The organism is Palleronia sp. LCG004, assembly GCF_032931615.1.
Classification (GTDB): Bacteria; Pseudomonadota; Alphaproteobacteria; order Rhodobacterales; family Rhodobacteraceae; genus Palleronia.
On the sequence record NZ_CP136759.1, the window covers coordinates 2,225,596 to 2,242,869 of the forward strand.

Sequence of the window (17,274 nt, forward strand, 5' to 3'; positions counted from 1 at the left end):
GCGCTTGGCCACGGATATCCCCCCTGCGGAGCCGCGATCATGCCAGGAAAGTCAGCCATCGTCTGCGGCGGCAGCGCCGGGATCGGTCGGGCGATCGTCTCGGCGCTCGTCGATCGGGGTTACCGCGTGGGCGTGATCGCAAGGGGCCGGGACCGGCTCGAGGCCATGGCGGAGGATCCCAACATTGCCACCGCCGCCGCCGATGTGAGCGACGCCGCCGCGCTCGAAGCGGCGATCGAGGCGCTGGTGGCCGAGATCGGCACGCCGAGCGTCTGGATCAACTCCGCGATGCTGACGGTCTTCGCGCCGTTCGAAGAGGTTTCGGCGGAGGAATTCGCGCGCATCGTCGATGTCACCTTCATCGGTCAGGTCAACGGAACGCGGCTCGCGCTCAAGCATATGAAAGCGGGCAATATCGTCAATGTCGGGTCCGGCCTGGGTTATCGGCCGGTGCCGTTGCAATCCGCCTATTGCGCGGCGAAACATGCGATCAACGGTTTCACCGGATCGCTGCGATCGGAATTGATGCGTGACGGACGTCCGATCGCGCTGTCGATGGTGCAGTTGCCAGCTGTCAACTCCCCGCAATTCGACTGGGCGATCAACCGGCTCGAGAAGAGGCCGCAGCCCGCGCCGCCGATCTACCGCCCCGACCTCGCCGCCCGTGCGGTCATGCGGGCGATCGACGAGGATGCGCGCGAAATCTTCGTCGGAAGCTCTGTCCTGAAGCTCGTCCTGCCGAATTTCCTCCTGCCCGGATGGCTCGACCGCAAGATGTCGACTAGCGGTGTCAGCGCGCAGAAATCCGCAACCGACGAACCCGGCAACCGACCCGGAAATCTTTGGGACCCGGTCAGCTACGCCCCCCGTGCCGAAGGCAGCTTCGGCGACCGGGCAAAGGCGGACGGCATCATCGTCGATGCCGATCTCGTACGAAAACTGACCCTCGCCGCGCTGGTAGGGGTGCCGCTGATCGTCGGCCTCATCCTCGGGATGCTGATCGGCTAGCCGCGGCGCAGGATGCCGCCCCAGCGCGGCAACCTGTCGTCCACACGGCCCGTCTCGGCCAGGATTTCCCCCTCTCCCGCCGCGATGGGGGCCTCACCGAAGTTGAAGATCGCGACGTAACGCGCTTCCCCGAGCTCGATGCGAAGCGTCAGGGCATCGCCTGCGGCTTCGGGATCGACACGTACCGCATGGGCAAGGCCAAGCTCGCGCCTCAGACGCAGGACCACGCGGTAGAATGACAGCACACTTTGCGGATCGCCTTCCTGCGCCGCGACCGACAGCCCCCGCCCCCAGTCCATGGGCAGCCATGGCTCGGCCGTGCTGAAACCGCGATGCGGCTCATCCTCGAACCATGGGATCGGCACGCGCGCCCCCGACCGGCCCGGCCCGTCCGGCCAGTAGAGCAGGTCGTGCGGATCGCTCACCACATCCTTCACGAGGTCGGGTTGCGGCAGGCCGAGCTCTTCGCCCTGATAGATCAGGATCGTGCCCGGCAGGACCGACAGCAGCAGCGCAAAGAATTTGGCCGAGGCCGCGCTTTCGTCGCCGAGCGTCGAGACATGCCGCGCGCCGTCGTGATTGCTGAACCACCAGGGCGCGATCCAGCGCCCGTCGAGCGCCGCGATCGTGTCGGCATAACCCTGCGGTCCATCCGCGATGGAGGCGAGCCGCAATGCGTAGGCCGCGTCGAGCCGCCCTTCGCGCGTGAAATCCAGCGACATCTCGATCGCGCGGTTTCCGGAATTGTTCTCGCCCATGATCCAGATGTCGGGCCCGGCCCAATCCCGCACCGTCTCGCCGAAGGCCGCACCGTCGCCCGGCAGCATGTCATAGACATGATCCTGAAACGTATAGGGATTGAACGGCTCGCCGGTCACCTTCGCGCGGACTTCGGGAGCGGCGGGAGGATTGTCCTTGAGCGATTCGTCGAAGAGGTAGGACGTGATCGCATCCATCCGAAAGCCGTCGACGCCACGCGCGACCCAGAACTCGACCGTTTTCCGATGACCGACACGCACGGCTTCGTGCCGAAGGTCGAGCGAGGGCTGGCAGGTCAGGAACTGGTGGAAATAGTATTGCCGCCGTTTGTGGTTCCAGCTCCAGGCACCTTCGCCGAAGAAGCTGAGCCAGTTGTTGGGCGGCGATCCGTCCGGCTTCGCGTCGCGCCAGACATACCGGGCCGCTGCGTCCTCGTCCCCCTCGATCGAGGCGAGGAAATCGGGATGCTCGCAGGAGGTATGATTGAAGACGAGATCGAAGATCACCTTCAGATCCAGCTCGTGCGCGCGCGCGATCAACGCGTCTACATCTTCCATCGTGCCGAAGCGGGGATCGACCGCGCAGTGATCCACGATGTCGTAACCCGCATCGGCGAGCGGCGAGACGAAGAACGGCGCGAGCCATACGGCATCCGCGCCGAGATCGCGCACGTGTCCCAGCTTTTCGATGACGCCCCGGAGGTCCCCCTCGCCCGTTCCGGTGCTGTCCCGGAACGAACGTGGGTAGATCTCGTATATCGTCGGATGCCTGAGCCGTTCAGGCACCGACGATCATGCCACCGTTCGGATGGAGAGTCTGCCCGGTGAAGTAGCTTCCGTCGCTCGACGCAAGGAAGAGAAACGCGGTCGCGACTTCCCATGGCTGACCGGCACGGCCCATCTTGGAGCCCGAACCGAACCCCTCGACGTCTTCCTCCGGCAGGGATCCGGGGATGAACGGCGTCCAGATCGGACCGGGGGCGACGGCGTTCACCCGGATTCCCCGAGGTGCGAGGTTGGATGCCATCGAACGCGAGAAGGCGAGAGAGGCCCCGCGCGTGGTCGAATAGGTGATGAGCGTGTCGTTGCCTTTGAACGCGTTGACCGAAGTCGTGTTCACGATGGCCGCCCCTTCCTTCAGATGGGGAAGCGCCGCCTGTGTGCAGAACATGTACGACATGACGTTCGCATCCATCATCTGCCTGAGCAGATCCTCGTCGAGCTTGTCGAAGTCCTCGTCGACATATTGCTGGGCGGCATTGTTGATGAGGATGTCGAGCTGGCCGAACGCATCCACGGTCTTCTGGACGGCCGCCTCGCAATTTGCCTTCTTCGCAAGATCGCCCTCGATCAGCAGGGCCTCGCTGCCCTCTTCCTCGACGAGACGCTTCGTCTCGCGGGCATCCTCGCTTTCCTCGAGATAAGCGATCGCGACCTTGGCCCCCTCCCGTGCAAAGAGGACGGAGACTGCACGACCGATGCCGCTGTCCCCGCCGGTCACGAGGGCGACCTTGCCCTTGAGCTTGCCCACGCCGGGATGGCGGGGGGTGTAGTCGGGGGCGGGCGTCATCGCGTGTTCGTCCGCCGGCATCTTGTCCTGATGCTGGGCGGGAATCTTGGGATCGTTGCTCATGGAGAGCCTCCTTAGGTATTCATGGATCCGACGGCGCCGCCATCGACGCGGTAGGCGGATCCGGTGGTGAAGGTCGCCCGGTCCGAGCAGAGAAGCGCGATCACGGCCGCGACTTCCTCGGGCTGGCCGCGACGGCCTATCTTGAGGAACGGACGTTCCTCCTTGAGGAAGCTCTCGATCGCTTCCTCCTTGCTGACGCCGAGCTTTTCGGACCGCATCTTCATCATGCCGTCGGTCATCGGTGTCTCGATGAAGGCGGGAGCGACCGTGTTCACGAGCACGCCCTTGGGCGCGTAGACCTGCGCGAGGCCCTTGGTGAAGTTCAGAAGCGCCGCCTTCGACGTGTTGTAAACGGCCTCGTCCTCGTAGGGTTGCACCGCGTTTTCCGACGTGACGCAGACGATGCGTCCCCAGCCATTCTCGGCCATCTGCGGAACGAAAACGCGCGCCATCCGCACGGCGCTGAGGAAGTTCGTCTCCCAGACGCGGTGATATTCCTCGTCCGTCATCTCGAGCGGGTCGCCCTTGTCGCCCGTCACGCCTGCCGCGTGGACCAGGATGTCGATCCCGCCCTTGTCGGCCATGTGCTTGCGCAGCTTTTCGATGTCGTCGGGATCCGTCAGGTTCGCGGCGATCGTGTCGACCTGTCCGTCGAAGGTTTCGGCCGCCTGCGACAGATCGTCCGCATTCAGATCGGTGAGGGTCAGGTCGACCCCTTCGGCCGCGAGATCGCGCGCCGCGGCAAGGGCGAGACCCCCGCTGCCACCGGTTACCAATGCTTTTTTACCCTTGATTTTAAGGTCCATGAAACGCGTCCTTGTTTTCGGTCAGACCGACAACCCGCGCCCCCGGACCGTGTTCCCGGCGCTAGTCGAACCGGTCGAGGACATGGCGCGCGGTCATGAGGTCGAGATGCGCGCCCCCGCCATTCTTGAAGACGGTGATCTCATGGGATGTTTCGCGCGCGAAACGTTCCGGCGGATCGTAGTAGTCTGCAATGACGTCCGCCTCGGCCAGTGTGCCCTTGCCGATCGGAATCGCGAGTTCGCCGATATGACCCAGAACCGTGGCGCGGCTGTCGACGAAGACGCGACCGCGGCGCAGGACCTCGTCGTCAGCCTCGCGCATGTCGGGGCGGTAGGCCCCGATCAGATCGACATGCGTGCCGGGCTTCAGCCATGCGCCTTCGAGGATCGGCTCACGGCTCATCGTGGCGGCCGAGACGATGTCGGCCCGCCTGACGGCCGCCTCGAGGTCTGCGACAGCCTCGGCCCCCGTCTCCCCGGCCAGCGCCTCGGCCCGCGCGCCCGTGCGATTCCAGACAAGAAAGCGGGCCTCGGGAAAGGCGGCGGAATAGGCCGAGATCATCGACCGGGCGACGGTGCCCGCGCCGACGATCAGGATCGTTCGGCTGTCCGGCCGGGCAAGCCTGCGCGCGGCGAGCAGGGAATCGCCCGCCGTCTTCCACTTGGTGACGAGGTGAAAGTCGATCACCGCCCGAAGCGTGCCGTCGCGGTCGGAATAGAGGCAGACACCGCCATTGACGCTCGGCACGGTCGTGTTTGCGGGAAAGATCGTCGCCGTCTTCACGGCGAGGCCGAGCCCGTCGATCCATGCGGCCCGGTTGAGGAGCGTGTCCTCGCCCCGATAGAGGAACCCGTCGGTGATCTCGGCGCGGGGCAACCGGTGCCCCGCGGCCAGCGCGTCGGTCAGGGTCAACCAGTCGAGACGGGCCTCGCCCTCCTCGAAGCCGACGACCCTCATGCCCGCGCTTCGGCCTCGCTCAGCAGGCCCTCGTCCATCAGCCGTGTGGCCCATCCATGCGGACCGTCGAAATGATGCACCTGCCATCCGCGCGCCGACGCGGCGGCGATGTTGTCCTGCTTGTCATCGGTGAAGAGCAGGCGATCGGCCTGGAACGGGCTCTCCTCCTCGACCATCTCGTAGATGCGCGGATCGGGCTTGATGACGCCCATATGGCCCGAGACGAAAAACCGGTCGAACTCGTCCAGAAAATCGTAGTGCAGCTTCGCGAAGTCGAAGCTCTGGATCCCGAAATTCGTGAGGCACCAGACGGGTATGCCCTTGGAGCGAAGGGCGCGGAGGAGGAACACCGATTGGGGGATGGCGGGCGTCGCCATCTCGATCCAGCGGTCATGCCACATACGGATCTCGTCGGCCCATTCGGGATTCGCATCCGCCGCTTCATAGACGACCGATCGGAAATCCTCGCCCGCATCGACGCGGTCGTTCATCGCATGGAGGTCGATCGCCGCGAACATCGCCTCGCGCCGGTCTCGGCCGATCTCGGAATCGTAGAAACGTTCGGGCTGCCATTCGATCAGCACGTTCCCGATATCGAAGATGACGGCATCAACGGCCATTGCCCTGCTCCCTTGCTGCGGCGCGCATCGCTGTTTCGAGCGCGTTTGAAAATCTGGACCTGTCGGCCTTGGAAAACGGTTTGCCGCCACCTTGCCGGAACGGATCGGCAGCACGCAGGTCAGTCATGAGATCGCGGGTGGCGAGCGCCGCGCCGACATTGGCCGAACTCAGGCGCTCGCCGTCGGGGCGCAGCACTCCGGCTCCGGCCTCGACGCATTTCGCGGCGAGCGGGATGTCGTTCGTGACCACGACGTCGCCCGGCCCCGCGCGCTCGGCGATCCACATGTCGGCCACGTCGGGCCCGTCGGGGACGAAGATCATCTCGATCAACGGGTTCTGCGAGGGGCGCAGCCCGCCGTTCGAGACCATGAAGACCTGCGCCCGGTGGCGCGTGGCGACGGCCTCGATCTCGGCCTTCACCGGGCAGGCATCGGCATCGACGTAGATCATTCAGGCCCAGAGCGCCGCGGCATGAAGGGCCATGTGATCGTCGATGAAGCTCGACACGAAGAAATAGCTGTGATCGTAGCCCGGCTGCATCCGGAAGGTCGCGGGCTGGCGATGGGTGGCGATGGCCTGAGCCAGCGCCTCGGGCTTCAACTTGTCGAGGAACTGGTCGTTCGTGCCCTGGTCGATCAGCATCGGCCCGTCGAAGCCCGCATCGCCGATCAGCAGGCTCGCGTCGTGGCGGCGGTGCGCGGCCTTGTCGTCGCCCAGATAGGCGGTGAGCTGCGGCGCACCCCAATCGCTGTCGGTCGTGTTCGCCATCGGTGCAAAGGCCGAGACGCTGCGGAAACGACCCTTGAGCCCCATGGCGAGTGTCAGCGCGCCGTGACCGCCCATCGAATGCCCGGTGATCGACTGACGCTCCATGTCGAGCGGAAAGTTCTCGGCCAGCAACGTCGGGAGATCGTCGGCGATATAGCTCCACATCCTGAAATGCTTGGCCCAGTCGCCCTCGGTCGCATCGACATAGAAGCCCGCACCCTGCCCCATCGCGAAATCGTCTGCATCGGCAACGCCTTCGCCACGGGGCGACGTGTCGGGAAAGACGACGGCCACGCCGGCCTCGGCGGCGACGGCCTGCGCCCCGGCCTTGGTCATCGCGTTCTCGTGCGTGCAGGTGAGCCCCGACAGGAACCACAGAAGCGGCACCGGCCCCGACCGTGCTTCGGGAGGCAGGTAGAGCCCGAAGGTCATGTCGCACCCGGTCGCGTCGGAGGCGTGGGTATAGACTCCCTGCGTTCCACCGAAGCTCACGTTTTCGGAAACGGTCTTCATCTCGGCCCTCCTGTCGCCATTCGCGCCATGAGCTAGCGCGCCCGACCTCCAGCGTAAAGCGTCAGACCAGCAACGCGAGGATCACGGTGACCGTCACGACCGAGAGCGCCGTCGAAACGAGGATCGCGGCGGAGGCACGCTGCGGGGCCACGCCGTAGCTCTGCGCCAGGATGAAGACGTTGCCCGCGACCGGAAGGGCCGCGGCGGCGACCATGACCCCCGCCGCGACGGGATCGACCGCGAAGACGAGGAACGCCATCGTGCCCACGGCCGCCGGATGCAGGACGAGTTTGCAGAACGACAGCCAGCCCGCGACGCTCAGCCGTTCCGCGGACTTGCCCGCCAGCGATGCGCCGATCGCGAAGAGCGCGCCCGGTGTGGCGGCGGCACCGAGGATCTCGAGGAACCTGTCGGCGGGCCCCGGGATCGGCAACGACGTCGCCGACCAGACGAGGCCCAGCGCGATCGAGACGATCATCGGGTTCCGCGCGAGGCCGACCCCTACCCCGCGCGCAAGTTCCGCAACGTCGCCCCGCCCCCGGTCCAGCGTGATGAGGACGACGATCACCGATCCGAAGAGAATGAGATCGACCGTGATCATCTGCAGGATCGGACCCACCGCCGCCTCGCCCATCAGCGTGCCGAGCATTGGAATGCCCAGGAAACCGATATTGCCGATGACGGCGCATTGCGCCTCGACCGCCGTTTCGCCCATGCCGCGACCACGGACGACGCCCACGACCGTCGCGAGGAGATAGACGGCGAGCGTCCCGCAGAAATAGGCCAGAAGGAAGCGGACGCTCAGCACCTGCGACAGGTCGAGGCCCGCGGTGAACCGGAACAGCAGCGCCGAGAGGGCGAAATAGAACACGAAAGAGGTGAGCGCGGCGGTGGCGGCCGCGCCGAACATGCCCACGCGTCCCGCCCCGTAGCCGAGACCGATCAGCGCGAAGAAGGGGAGGGTCTGGGCCAGCACGTCCATCCCGAGATCGCTAGACCCGCGTCCGTCCGCACGCAATGCCCCCTCGAACCGAAGCGCGACACCCTTCCAAGATCGCGCTGCAGGTCCCACATATGCCTTGCCCTCGCCGCCGAGCGCACGGCAGGATGACCCTCACGAGAAGGAGCGCGCATGAACCGGCAGGTCGAGCTCAAGAAGGGGCGCAAATACGAGCAGGTTCTCGACGGCGCGCGTCAGGTCTTCATGGCCGACGGCTTCGAGGGGGCGAGCGTCGACACGATCGCGAAGCGCGCAGGCGTGAGCAAGGCGACCCTCTACAGCTATTTCTCGGACAAGCGGCTGCTCTTCATGGAGGTCGCGACCTGCGAATGCGGCAAGCAGGCCGCCACCGCGATCGACACGCTCGACCTCGACGATGCGCCAGACGCGGTGCTGCGGCTGGCGGGCCACCAGATGCTGGGCTTCCTGCTGTCGGAATTCGGCCAGCGCATGTTTCGCATTTGCGTGGCCGAGACAGACCGCTTCCCCGAACTCGGGCACCGTTTCTGGGAATCGGGTCCGGGCCTCGTCGAGCGGGTCCTGCGCCGTTATTTCGAACGCGCGATCGCGCGGGGCGAACTCAGGATCGAGGACAAGGCGCTCGCCGCCCATCAATTCGCCGAGCTCTGCAAGGCCGAGCTCTTTCCCCGGCTGATCTTCGGAATGCAGACGGAGTTCAGCGAGGCCGACCGCGCGCGCGTCGTGGACGGCGCGGTCGACATGTTCCTCGCCCGCTACGCCGCCTGAGGGATCAGTCGACCCGGCGCAGGTGGAGCTGGTTGCCGATCTTCTTGGTCTCGAACCGCTTCAGATCCTGAACCAGATCGCTTAGCTTTCGCTTGCCGTATGTACGGGTGTCGAAATCGGGCGTTTCGGCGATGATGTACTGGCCGAGCTGGCCCAGCGCGTACCACTCGTCGTCCTGCTCGATCTTGTCCATCGCGCGCAGGATCAGCGGCACCGCCTCCATCGGCTCGACCTTGCCCGTCGGCGACGGCCCCGGGCCCGAAATCTCGGATTTCGGCTGCAACGGTTCGTCGACGATGTTCTCGATCAGCAGGAAGCGATTGCAGACGTTCCTGAGCGATTCGGGGGCCTTCCGCTCGCCGATGCCGATCACGTCGAGCCCCTGTTCGCGGATGCGATTGGCGAGCGCGGTGAAATCGCTGTCGGAGCTGACGAGGACGAAGCCGTCGAACCGACCGGTGTGCAGGATGTCCATCGCGTCGATGACGAGACCGATATCGCTGGCGTTCTTGCCGACAGTATTGGCGCTTTCCTGATGCGCGACGAGACCGAGATCGCGGACCGTGCGCGACCAATTGGCGAGACGGCCCGAGGACCAGTCGCCATAGACCCGCCGCAAAGCCGGCTCACCCAGCGAGGTGATCTCTTGCAGGATCGGCGCGGCGAACTTCGCCGGAATGTTGTCGGCGTCGATGAGGACGGCATAGAGCTTTCGCTCGCGTTCGCTCGGCATGGGGCACCTCGATCAGCAATGCCGGACGGGCTTGGGGGAGACGGGCGGGGATGTCAACTTGGCCCGGCCGCGACGATCGTGCGCCGCGGGCTCGGGAACCGACCCCATCCCGAGGGCATTGCCCTGCAAATCCCCGGAGATCCTCCCGCATGCCAGACCGATCCGCCTGGTGGCCGTTCGTGGCCGTCAGCTTCGCGTTTTTCACCGTCATGTCGGGCGCGACGATACCGACACCCCTCTACCCCATCTATGCCGAACGCTACGGGTTCTCGCCGCTGATCATCACGACGATCTTCGCGGCCTATTCCGCGGGCGTCGTCGGCATGCTGCTGGCGACCGGCCCGTGGTCCGAACAGATCGGCCGCAAGCCGCTTCTCTATGCGGGGCTTGTCGCGACGTTCGTGGCGGGCATCGCCTTCGCCCTTGCGGACGGGCTGATCCTGCTGTTGCTCGCACGGTTCCTGCAAGGTGCCGCCGTCGGGATCTTTGCCTCGCATGCCACGGTCGCGGTGACCGAGCTTGCGCCGAAGGGGCATTCCCGGATCGGGGGGTTCGGCGCGACCGCCGCTAATATGGGAGGGCTCGGGTCGGGTGCGATCATCTCGGGGCTCGTCATCACGTTCGTCCCCGCCCCGCTTGTGACGCCATACCTCGTCCATCTCGGCATGGCGGCGTTGTCGTTCCTGCTGATCCTGCCGGCCCCCGAGCCCGTCTCTCCGGCCGAGCATCCGCATCTGCGACCGCAAGGGATGGCGGTGCCGGAAGCGGTTCGTGGCGTCTTCGTCCCCGCGGCGCTCGCCTGCTTCGCGATCTTCATGATCTGCGGCTTCCTCGGGGCCGTCGCACCGAGCTACCTGGGAAAGATCCTCGGCCACGAGGGCGATCATATCCTGATCGGATTCGCGGCTGGCACGATCTTCCTCTTCTCGATCGCGGGCCAGGCGATCGAGGACTGGTTGAACGACCGGATCGTCCTGCCCGTCGGCATGGGGATCATGACGCTCGGCATCGCGGCGATCACGGCGGGCTTCCTCTTCGAGAGCCTCTGGGGATTGATGGCGGCCTTCTGCTTTGCCGGGATCGGGCACGGCATCGCGTTCCGCGGCGGGCTGACGGCGCTTTCGGACGGCGCACCGGACGACAAGGTCGCAGGGGTCACCGCGACCTACTTCGTGGTCGCCTATGTCGCCATCTCGATCCCGGTCCTGGTCATCGGCGCGACGCAGGAGACGATCGGATTGCAGCCGGTCACGGTGGCATACGCCGTCTTCTCGACCGCGCTATCGGCGCTGGCCTTCGTCATGATCCTCAGGCGCGGATAGAGAAAGGGCGGGACCGCTTGTCGCGGCTCCGCCCCCTGGCTGTTCCGAAAGTGCTTTGCATGACGCGCGGGAACGCCCCCCGCGCACACACGACATCAGTACTCGACGACCGCCCGGATCGACTTGCCCGCATGCATCAGTTCGAACCCTTCGTTGATCGTGTCGAGGGTCAGCTTGTGGGTGATCATGCTGTCGATGTCGATCTTGCCCTGCATGTACCAGTCGACGATCTTCGGAACGTCGGTACGCCCGCGCGCGCCGCCGAAGGCCGATCCGCGCCACGACCGTCCGGTGACCAGCTGGAACGGACGGGTCGCGATCTCCTGGCCCGCGCCCGCGACGCCGATGATGATCGATTCACCCCAGCCCTTGTGCGCGCATTCGAGCGCCTGACGCATGACGTTCACGTTGCCGATGCATTCGAAGGTGTAATCGGCACCGCCGCCCGTCAGTTCGACCAGATGCGCGACCAGATCGCCCTCGACCTTCTTGGGATTGACGAAATGCGTCATCCCGTAGCGCTGGCCGAGCTCTTCCTTGTCGTCGTTGAGGTCGACGCCGACGATCATGTCGGCCCCGACCATGCGAAGCCCCTGGATGACGTTCAGCCCAATCCCGCCCAGTCCGAAGACCACGCAGTTCGATCCCGGCTCGACCTTGGCGGTGTTGACGACGGCACCGACGCCGGTGGTCACGCCGCAGCCGATATAGCAGATCTTGTCGAAGGGCGCGTCCTTGCGGACCTTGGCGAGCGAGATCTCGGGCAGGACCGTGTGGTTGGCGAAGGTGGAGCAACCCATGTAGTGATAGATCGGCGTTCCATCGAGCATGGAGAACCGGCTCGTCCCGTCGGGCATGACGCCCTTGCCCTGTGTCGCCCTCACCTTCTGGCAGAGGTTCGTCTTGGGGTTGAGGCAGTACTCGCACTCCCGGCATTCGGCCGTGTAGAGCGGGATCACGTGGTCGCCGACTTCGAGCGAGGTCACGCCCTCGCCCACCTCAACCACGACGCCCGCGCCCTCATGGCCCAGAATCGCGGGAAAGATGCCTTCGGGATCGTCGCCCGAGCGGGTGAACTCGTCGGTGTGACAGATGCCCGTCGCCTTGATCTCGACGAGGACCTCGCCGGCCTTCGGCCCGTCGAGATTGACTTCCATGACCTCGAGCGGCTTTCCGGGTTCGAGGGCGACGGCGGCACGGGTTCTCATGGGGCTACTCCTCGGGGTCGGTAATGGCGGCAATTCCACCCGAATTCGGCCCCTATTGCAAGCGATCCGACTGGTCAAGCGACGCCGCTGCGACTAGATCTCGGCTCCGAACCGGAGGGCATTCCCCATGAAGATCGTCGCCTGCAGCCTTGCCGCGCTCCTCCTCGCCGCGCCCCTTCGGGCCGAGACAGCGCGCTTCGACGTGACGTTGGCCGGAATAGATCTCGGCGCGATCTCGGTCACGCGTGAGGGGGACGACGCGCGGATCGACAGCGTCATGGACAATACCCCGCTCGGCGTCGGCGACGGCACCTATGAGGCGAGCGTGACAGGCGGGGCCTATCGCAGCGTCGAGGTATCGGGGGCCGAGACCCGCCGCATCGAGGTCGATTACTCGGGCGGTGCCGTTTCCCGTGTATCGGTCACCCCAGAAAGCGAGGCGACCGCCGCATCCGATCCGGCACAGGTACCCGCGGGCGTCATCGACCCAGCCCAGGGCCTCGCACGCATCGCGCTCGCCAGGGATTGCGTCGGACCGTTCCAGGTCTATGACGGCCGCCGGGTGGTCAGCGTGGGGCTGAGCGCGCGGACGCTCGATGCGGATACGCTCGTCTGCGACTATGCCTATCGCGTCACCGGCGGGCCCGGGCATCTTTCGCCCTTCCGCTTCACCGAGATCTCGTTGCGTGCGAGTTACGACCTGGAATCGGGAACGGTCACCGGCGCGCGCGACATCGCGGTGTCGGCAGGCCCGTTTACCGTTCGCCTCGTCGCCCACTGACCATCATCGAACCGGAGGACCCCGCCATGCGCGCCATCTTGCTTCTCGCTGCCCCTGCCTTTCTTCTCGCCTGCCAGACGACGCCCGTGAGCGATGGAGGCCCAGCGCCCGACACCGCCGCCTGTGGTGCAGATGCCTTGGCCCCCTTCGTGGGCGGTCCCGTCGCGGACGCGCAGCAGGCGGCCGGGCAATCGATCACGCGCGTCTATGCCGAAGGCGATCCGGTCACGATGGACTACCTGCCCGAGCGGGTGAACATCGTCACCGACGGGTCGGGCCGCGTGATCCGGATCGCCTGCGGCTGAGCTAGGGGCTCAGCCCAGATCGGGTTCGGTCTTCGCGAAATCGGGATCGGCGCTCAGCCGCTCCCACCACTCCGCAAAGCCCCCGATCTGCAGGAGCTCGTCCTTGTGGGGCGTCATGCCCGTGTAGAACAGGATCGGTCCCAGCATGTAATCGGCCAGCGAGATCGTCGATCCCGCCAGCCATTGATCGCCCGCACGGATCTCGTCGACGAGCTTCAGGAACGTCCTGGCGTTTTTGAGCGTCTTCTCATGCGCCTCTTCGCCCGGATTGCCGATGAAATCGGGCTTGATGTGATAGAAGGCCACCCCAACGAGCGCATCGTAGCCATAGGCGTGGATCAGCGACATGACCTCGGACATGCGCGCGATGTCCCAGGCGGTCTCGGGGACCGATGACGGCCCCTCCCGCGTCTGTTCCACATAGTTCACGATCGCGTCGGTCTCGCGCAGGCGGTGACCGTCGATGTCGAGAACCGGCACCTTGCCGAACGGGTGACGTTTCAGGTGCTCGGGCTGTCGCGGCTCGCCCTTGAGGACGTCGACGGGTACCTGATCGTACTCGACGCCCTTTCGGTTCAGAACGATCTTCACGGTCCGCACATATGTCGATCCGTCGAAGCCGTACAATGTCGTCTCTGCCATCTCGCTCGTCTCCCTCGCTTAGGCTGCGGGGAAGGCTAGCGCGCGGCGGGGTCGGGGAAAGGGACAGGACGCGAGCCCCGATACCGCGCGACGTTGGGGGCTCTGACGCGGTACCGGGGTCACGTGCGACGATGTCGCCGGGTATCTGATGGCCTGTCGCGATGGCGATGTGATGGCGCGACGGGGGCCATTCGGCGCCGTCGCCGCGCCGACTTGCCAAACAGGCCCGCACGGCCCACCTTGTCTGACATGACATCGATGCAGCCAACGCCATTTCCCGGGCGGCCCGATCCGAACGACCGCACAGCCTTCGACCGGCACGAGCTCGGGACGATCCTCGGGCTCTACGGCCGCATGGTGGCGGCCGGCGAATGGCGGGATTACGGCATGTCCTTCCTGCGCGACGTGGCGATCTTTTCGGTCTTCCGCCGCACCGCCGAGCATCCGATCTACCGGATCGAGAAACGGCCCAAGCTGCGCGGCCGTCAGGGACAATACACGGTGATCGGAATGGACGGCCAGATCCTCAAGCGCGGCCACGACCTCAAGACCGTGCTTCGGGTCCTGGAACGCAAGCTCATCCGCGCCGTCGGAGAGTGACCGGGGCCAAATGCCCCCTAGTCGTCTGCGAATGCCCGCAGTTCGGGGCGGCACACCGATCGACAGCAGATCAGAGGCGTCTCCGCGTGGTGACCGGCCCGCCTCCCTGCGCTTCGATCCGGGCGATTGCGTCGGATGCGGGCTCGTAGCTTACCGCCATGTGGTAGGCGTTGGCATGGATCAGGACCTCGCGATCGACCGCCATCGCGACATGCCCCCGCCAGAAGAGCAGATCCCCCCGCTCCATCGGCTCGTCGGGTTCGAGGACACGTCCGACCGCCCCCTCCTGCAGGTCGCTGTCGCCGGGACAGGGATGTCCCGATGAGATGAGGGCGGCCTGCACGAGCCCCGAGCAGTCGATCCCGTCCGCACCGTTCCCGCCCCACAGATACGGCACACCGAAGAACAGCTGCGCGACCCGCGCAGGATCCTCGAAGGGCTTGTTCGCCGGTCTCAGATGCGGTCTCGGGACATGACGCCCGTCCCAGAGCTCGAAGAACCCATCGGACGCCGCGACCACGCGCAGCCGCGCGCCAAAGCTCAGCCGTGCGACCGGCGGCACCTTCATGTCCGGAACGGGATAAAGGTGGGACGCCGGCACGCCCACGATATGGGTGGCACTCGGAATGTCGCCCAGCGCCGCCTCGGCGACGTACCCCACATATCCGTCGCGATCGGCGCGGACGAAGGCCATGCCGTCCACCCGCTCGTAGATCCGCACGCTGTCGCCCATCAGAAGCTGGCGATCGCGGGCGCGGGCATCCGGCGCGGCCCAGAGATCGGCGACGGGAAGGATCACGCCCGCAGCCTCGCCCTCGACATACCGGGCCGCATCGACGATGCCGCGCAGATGGGCGGCCGCGACCCGGCCGTTGGCGGGGAGGAGGCGGCGGTCGCTCATCCTTCGCCAAGACCGGGCAGGATCTCGAGAATGGCGCGCCCGCCCTGCCCGACGCCGCCCTTTGGACGCGCGGGGGCAGCCTGCGGCTGCCAGCCATAGATGTCGAAATGCGCGTATCGCACGGCCCCGCCCGCGAAGCGGCGCAGGAAGAGCGCGGCCGTGATCGCCCCCGCGAAGCCGCCGGAGGGCGCGTTGTCGAGATCGGCGATACCGGGTTCGATCATCGTCTCGTAAGGCTCCCAGAAGGGAAGCCTCCAGACCGGATCGCCCACCGCGCGTCCGGCCGAAACCATTGCGTCGGCCAGTCCGTCGTCGTCGCAGAAGAGCGCCCCGAGATCGGGTCCGAGCGCCACGCGCGCCGCCCCTGTCAGCGTCGCCATGGAGACCATGAGGTCGGGCCTTTCCTCGGCCCCGAGCGCGAGCGCATCGGCCAGGACCAGCCGCCCTTCGGCATCGGTGTTGTTGATCTCGACGGAGGGGCCCTTGCGCGATCGCAGGATGTCGCCGGGCCGGAAGGCATCGCCCGAGACCGCGTTCTCGACCGCAGGCACGAGGACGCGCAGTCGCACCTCGAGGCCCAGCGCCATGATCATGTGCGCAAGCCCCAGCACGGTCGCAGCACCGCCCATGTCCTTCTTCATGAGCGCCATCGAAGATCCGGGCTTGAGGTTCAGGCCGCCCGTATCGAAGCACACCCCCTTGCCGACCAGCGTGACCGTCGGTCCCGATGTCCCCCAGCGCATGTCGATGAGCCGCGGCGCACGGTGCGGCGCGGCCGCCCTGCCGACCGTATGGATGAGCGGCAGATCGTTCGACAGAAGCTCCTCGCCCCGGATCACGGACATCTGCGCGCCGTGCCGGGTGGCCAGATCCTCGGCCGCTGCCTCGAGCTCGGCAGGTCCCATGTCGTTGGCCGGCGTGTTGATGAGATCGCGGGTCAGCGCCTCGCCGGCCGCGATCGCCGCGATGCGATCGGGATCGCACCCCTCCGGCGGAACGAGCCGGGCCTTCGGCGGCTCGGCACCGGCGTAACGGTCGAAGACGCATCCCGCCAGAAGCCAGCCGAGCGCCGCTTCCGCCTCCGCTCCGGGGGCAAGCCCACTCTCGATCCGCCAGTCGCCTGCGGGCAGGGCCGCACGCGCCTGGGCAAGCGGGAACCGTCCGCGCGCACGCGACGTCGCATCGCCGAGACCGAAGAGCGCGCCGCCGATCCCGCCATCGGACCCCGGAAGGAGCAGGACGCGGCCCGCCTGCCCCGAGAACCCCGCGGCAGCGATCCAGTTTCGCCGTGCATCGTCCTGCCGGCCCAGCCAGTCGCCGAAGGTATCTGCGTCGATGAGGTGAAGCGGTCGGGTATCGGCCGCGTCCTGCGGCGCGAAGCCGGTCGAGAGGTCTTTCATGAAATCGGTGCCTCGGATATCAGGTGTCGCGCCAAGCTAGCGCGCACGGGGACCGACCGAAACCCCCGCCCCACACCAGGATCAGTAACGGGCGTCCTGCTGCTGCCACCCCACCGACACCACCTGATCGCCGAGCCGGATGAGCCGCGTCACATTCGCCGCAAGCGCGGCGACGTCGTGCCCGTGCGACAGCGCGACGACATGCCTGCAAACGCGGAAAAGCCTGTTGAGCCCGAGCGCATGCGCCTGATCGGCCAGCCAACGCGCCTGACGGGCAACCTCGTCGAACCGGCTTTCGCGATACGCCACGGCGAGACGATCGAAGGCCACCCCGAGATCGTCGAGAAAGGCGTCCCAGCTTTCCAGCCCTTGATCTTGGACACGGCGCATCGCCGTTTCGCTGAATCGCTCCAGGTCGCAATGCACCGCTTCGCGCGGGCACAGCACGATCATCTCGCCCATATGGGGGTTCTCCTTCTGCTCTCGGCGCATCATTCTCCCGGCGGGCTAACAAAGCGTTTTTGCCCGTCGTCATGAATGCTCGAAAATGCGTAAAAGGTCAGCTATCTG

At 66.2% G+C, this 17,274-nt stretch carries 20 protein-coding genes; 6 read left to right on the forward strand and 14 right to left on the reverse strand.

What is annotated here, in order from left to right; genetic code table 11:
- Positions 1-39 precede the first annotated feature (39 nt).
- Positions 40-1,008, forward strand: a complete 969-nt coding sequence (locus RVY76_RS10870) for an SDR family oxidoreductase (protein ID WP_317374001.1) — start codon at positions 40-42, stop codon at positions 1,006-1,008.
- Here RVY76_RS10870 and RVY76_RS10875 read toward each other — a convergent pair.
- The 8 genes from RVY76_RS10875 to RVY76_RS10910 all read right to left on the reverse strand — a co-directional run bounded on the left by RVY76_RS10875 (position 1,005) and on the right by RVY76_RS10910 (position 8,047).
- Complete coding sequence (locus tag RVY76_RS10875; protein ID WP_317374002.1) at positions 1,005-2,552, reverse strand: alpha-amylase family glycosyl hydrolase; 1,548 nt, start codon at positions 2,550-2,552, stop codon at positions 1,005-1,007. The genes RVY76_RS10870 and RVY76_RS10875 overlap by 4 nt on opposite strands.
- Positions 2,545-3,399 carry an SDR family oxidoreductase gene (locus RVY76_RS10880; RefSeq protein WP_317374003.1) on the reverse strand — a complete coding sequence of 285 codons (855 nt, stop codon included), beginning with the start codon at positions 3,397-3,399 and terminating at the stop codon, positions 2,545-2,547. Before RVY76_RS10880 ends, RVY76_RS10875 begins: the two co-directional genes overlap by 8 nt.
- Before the next feature lie 11 nt (positions 3,400-3,410).
- Positions 3,411-4,205: an SDR family NAD(P)-dependent oxidoreductase gene (locus RVY76_RS10885; protein WP_317374004.1), complete on the reverse strand. Its 795-nt coding sequence runs from the start codon at positions 4,203-4,205 to the stop codon at positions 3,411-3,413.
- Between the two features lie 61 nt (positions 4,206-4,266).
- Positions 4,267-5,163, reverse strand: coding sequence for an ornithine cyclodeaminase family protein (locus RVY76_RS10890; RefSeq protein ID WP_317374005.1), 897 nt, complete (start codon positions 5,161-5,163; stop codon positions 4,267-4,269).
- Positions 5,160-5,783 (reverse strand): HAD family phosphatase, encoded by a 624-nt coding sequence (locus RVY76_RS10895; protein ID WP_317374006.1) that lies wholly within the window; start codon positions 5,781-5,783, stop codon positions 5,160-5,162. The genes RVY76_RS10890 and RVY76_RS10895 overlap by 4 nt, the downstream gene beginning before the upstream one ends.
- The gene (locus tag RVY76_RS10900) at positions 5,773-6,234 is read right to left on the reverse strand and encodes a YaiI/YqxD family protein (RefSeq protein ID WP_317374007.1); all 462 of its coding nucleotides are present in this window, start codon (positions 6,232-6,234) and stop codon (positions 5,773-5,775) included. The genes RVY76_RS10895 and RVY76_RS10900 overlap by 11 nt, the downstream gene beginning before the upstream one ends.
- A complete protein-coding gene (fghA, locus tag RVY76_RS10905; protein WP_317374008.1) occupies positions 6,235-7,065 on the reverse strand; it encodes an S-formylglutathione hydrolase in 831 nt (276 codons plus the stop codon). It lies immediately after the preceding gene.
- A 61-nt stretch (positions 7,066-7,126) separates the two neighbouring features.
- Positions 7,127-8,047 (reverse strand): AEC family transporter, encoded by a 921-nt coding sequence (locus RVY76_RS10910; protein ID WP_317376756.1) that lies wholly within the window; start codon positions 8,045-8,047, stop codon positions 7,127-7,129.
- A gap of 150 nt (positions 8,048-8,197) precedes the next feature.
- Between RVY76_RS10910 and RVY76_RS10915 the strand changes: the two genes are divergently transcribed.
- Positions 8,198-8,812 (forward strand): TetR/AcrR family transcriptional regulator, encoded by a 615-nt coding sequence (locus RVY76_RS10915; RefSeq protein ID WP_317374009.1) that lies wholly within the window; start codon positions 8,198-8,200, stop codon positions 8,810-8,812.
- A 4-nt stretch (positions 8,813-8,816) separates the two neighbouring features.
- On the opposite strand, the gene RVY76_RS10920 is transcribed toward RVY76_RS10915, so the two are convergent.
- Positions 8,817-9,545, reverse strand: a complete 729-nt coding sequence (locus RVY76_RS10920) for an NYN domain-containing protein (RefSeq protein WP_317374010.1) — start codon at positions 9,543-9,545, stop codon at positions 8,817-8,819.
- Positions 9,546-9,694: 149 nt separating this feature from the next.
- Here RVY76_RS10920 and RVY76_RS10925 point away from each other — a divergent pair, with 149 nt between their 5' ends.
- A complete protein-coding gene (locus RVY76_RS10925; RefSeq protein WP_317374011.1) occupies positions 9,695-10,867 on the forward strand; it encodes an MFS transporter in 1,173 nt (390 codons plus the stop codon).
- A 95-nt stretch (positions 10,868-10,962) separates the two neighbouring features.
- Here the strand turns inward: RVY76_RS10925 and RVY76_RS10930 are convergent, their stop codons facing one another.
- The gene (locus RVY76_RS10930; RefSeq protein ID WP_317374012.1) at positions 10,963-12,075 is read right to left on the reverse strand and encodes an S-(hydroxymethyl)glutathione dehydrogenase/class III alcohol dehydrogenase; all 1,113 of its coding nucleotides are present in this window, start codon (positions 12,073-12,075) and stop codon (positions 10,963-10,965) included.
- Positions 12,076-12,202: 127 nt separating this feature from the next.
- On the opposite strand from RVY76_RS10930, the gene RVY76_RS10935 reads away from it, so the two are divergent.
- Positions 12,203-12,856: a DUF3108 domain-containing protein gene (locus tag RVY76_RS10935; protein ID WP_317374013.1), complete on the forward strand. Its 654-nt coding sequence runs from the start codon at positions 12,203-12,205 to the stop codon at positions 12,854-12,856.
- A 26-nt stretch (positions 12,857-12,882) separates the two neighbouring features.
- The gene (locus tag RVY76_RS10940; RefSeq protein ID WP_317374014.1) at positions 12,883-13,161 is read left to right on the forward strand and encodes an I78 family peptidase inhibitor; all 279 of its coding nucleotides are present in this window, start codon (positions 12,883-12,885) and stop codon (positions 13,159-13,161) included.
- Between the two features lie 9 nt (positions 13,162-13,170).
- On the opposite strand, the gene RVY76_RS10945 is transcribed toward RVY76_RS10940, so the two are convergent.
- A complete protein-coding gene (locus RVY76_RS10945; protein ID WP_317374015.1) occupies positions 13,171-13,803 on the reverse strand; it encodes a glutathione S-transferase family protein in 633 nt (210 codons plus the stop codon).
- Positions 13,804-14,061: 258 nt separating this feature from the next.
- On the opposite strand from RVY76_RS10945, the gene RVY76_RS10950 reads away from it, so the two are divergent.
- Positions 14,062-14,403 carry a DUF2794 domain-containing protein gene (locus RVY76_RS10950; RefSeq protein WP_410795991.1) on the forward strand — a complete coding sequence of 114 codons (342 nt, stop codon included), beginning with the start codon at positions 14,062-14,064 and terminating at the stop codon, positions 14,401-14,403.
- A gap of 70 nt (positions 14,404-14,473) precedes the next feature.
- Here RVY76_RS10950 and RVY76_RS10955 read toward each other — a convergent pair whose 3' ends face one another.
- The 3 genes from RVY76_RS10955 to RVY76_RS10965 all read right to left on the reverse strand — a co-directional run bounded on the left by RVY76_RS10955 (position 14,474) and on the right by RVY76_RS10965 (position 17,166).
- Positions 14,474-15,304 carry an NlpC/P60 family protein gene (locus RVY76_RS10955; protein ID WP_317374017.1) on the reverse strand — a complete coding sequence of 277 codons (831 nt, stop codon included), beginning with the start codon at positions 15,302-15,304 and terminating at the stop codon, positions 14,474-14,476.
- Positions 15,301-16,704 carry a leucyl aminopeptidase family protein gene (locus tag RVY76_RS10960; RefSeq protein ID WP_317374019.1) on the reverse strand — a complete coding sequence of 468 codons (1,404 nt, stop codon included), beginning with the start codon at positions 16,702-16,704 and terminating at the stop codon, positions 15,301-15,303. Before RVY76_RS10960 ends, RVY76_RS10955 begins: the two co-directional genes overlap by 4 nt.
- An 81-nt stretch (positions 16,705-16,785) precedes the next feature.
- Positions 16,786-17,166, reverse strand: coding sequence for a hypothetical protein (locus RVY76_RS10965; protein WP_317374021.1), 381 nt, complete (start codon positions 17,164-17,166; stop codon positions 16,786-16,788).
- Positions 17,167-17,274: the final 108 nt, after the last annotated feature.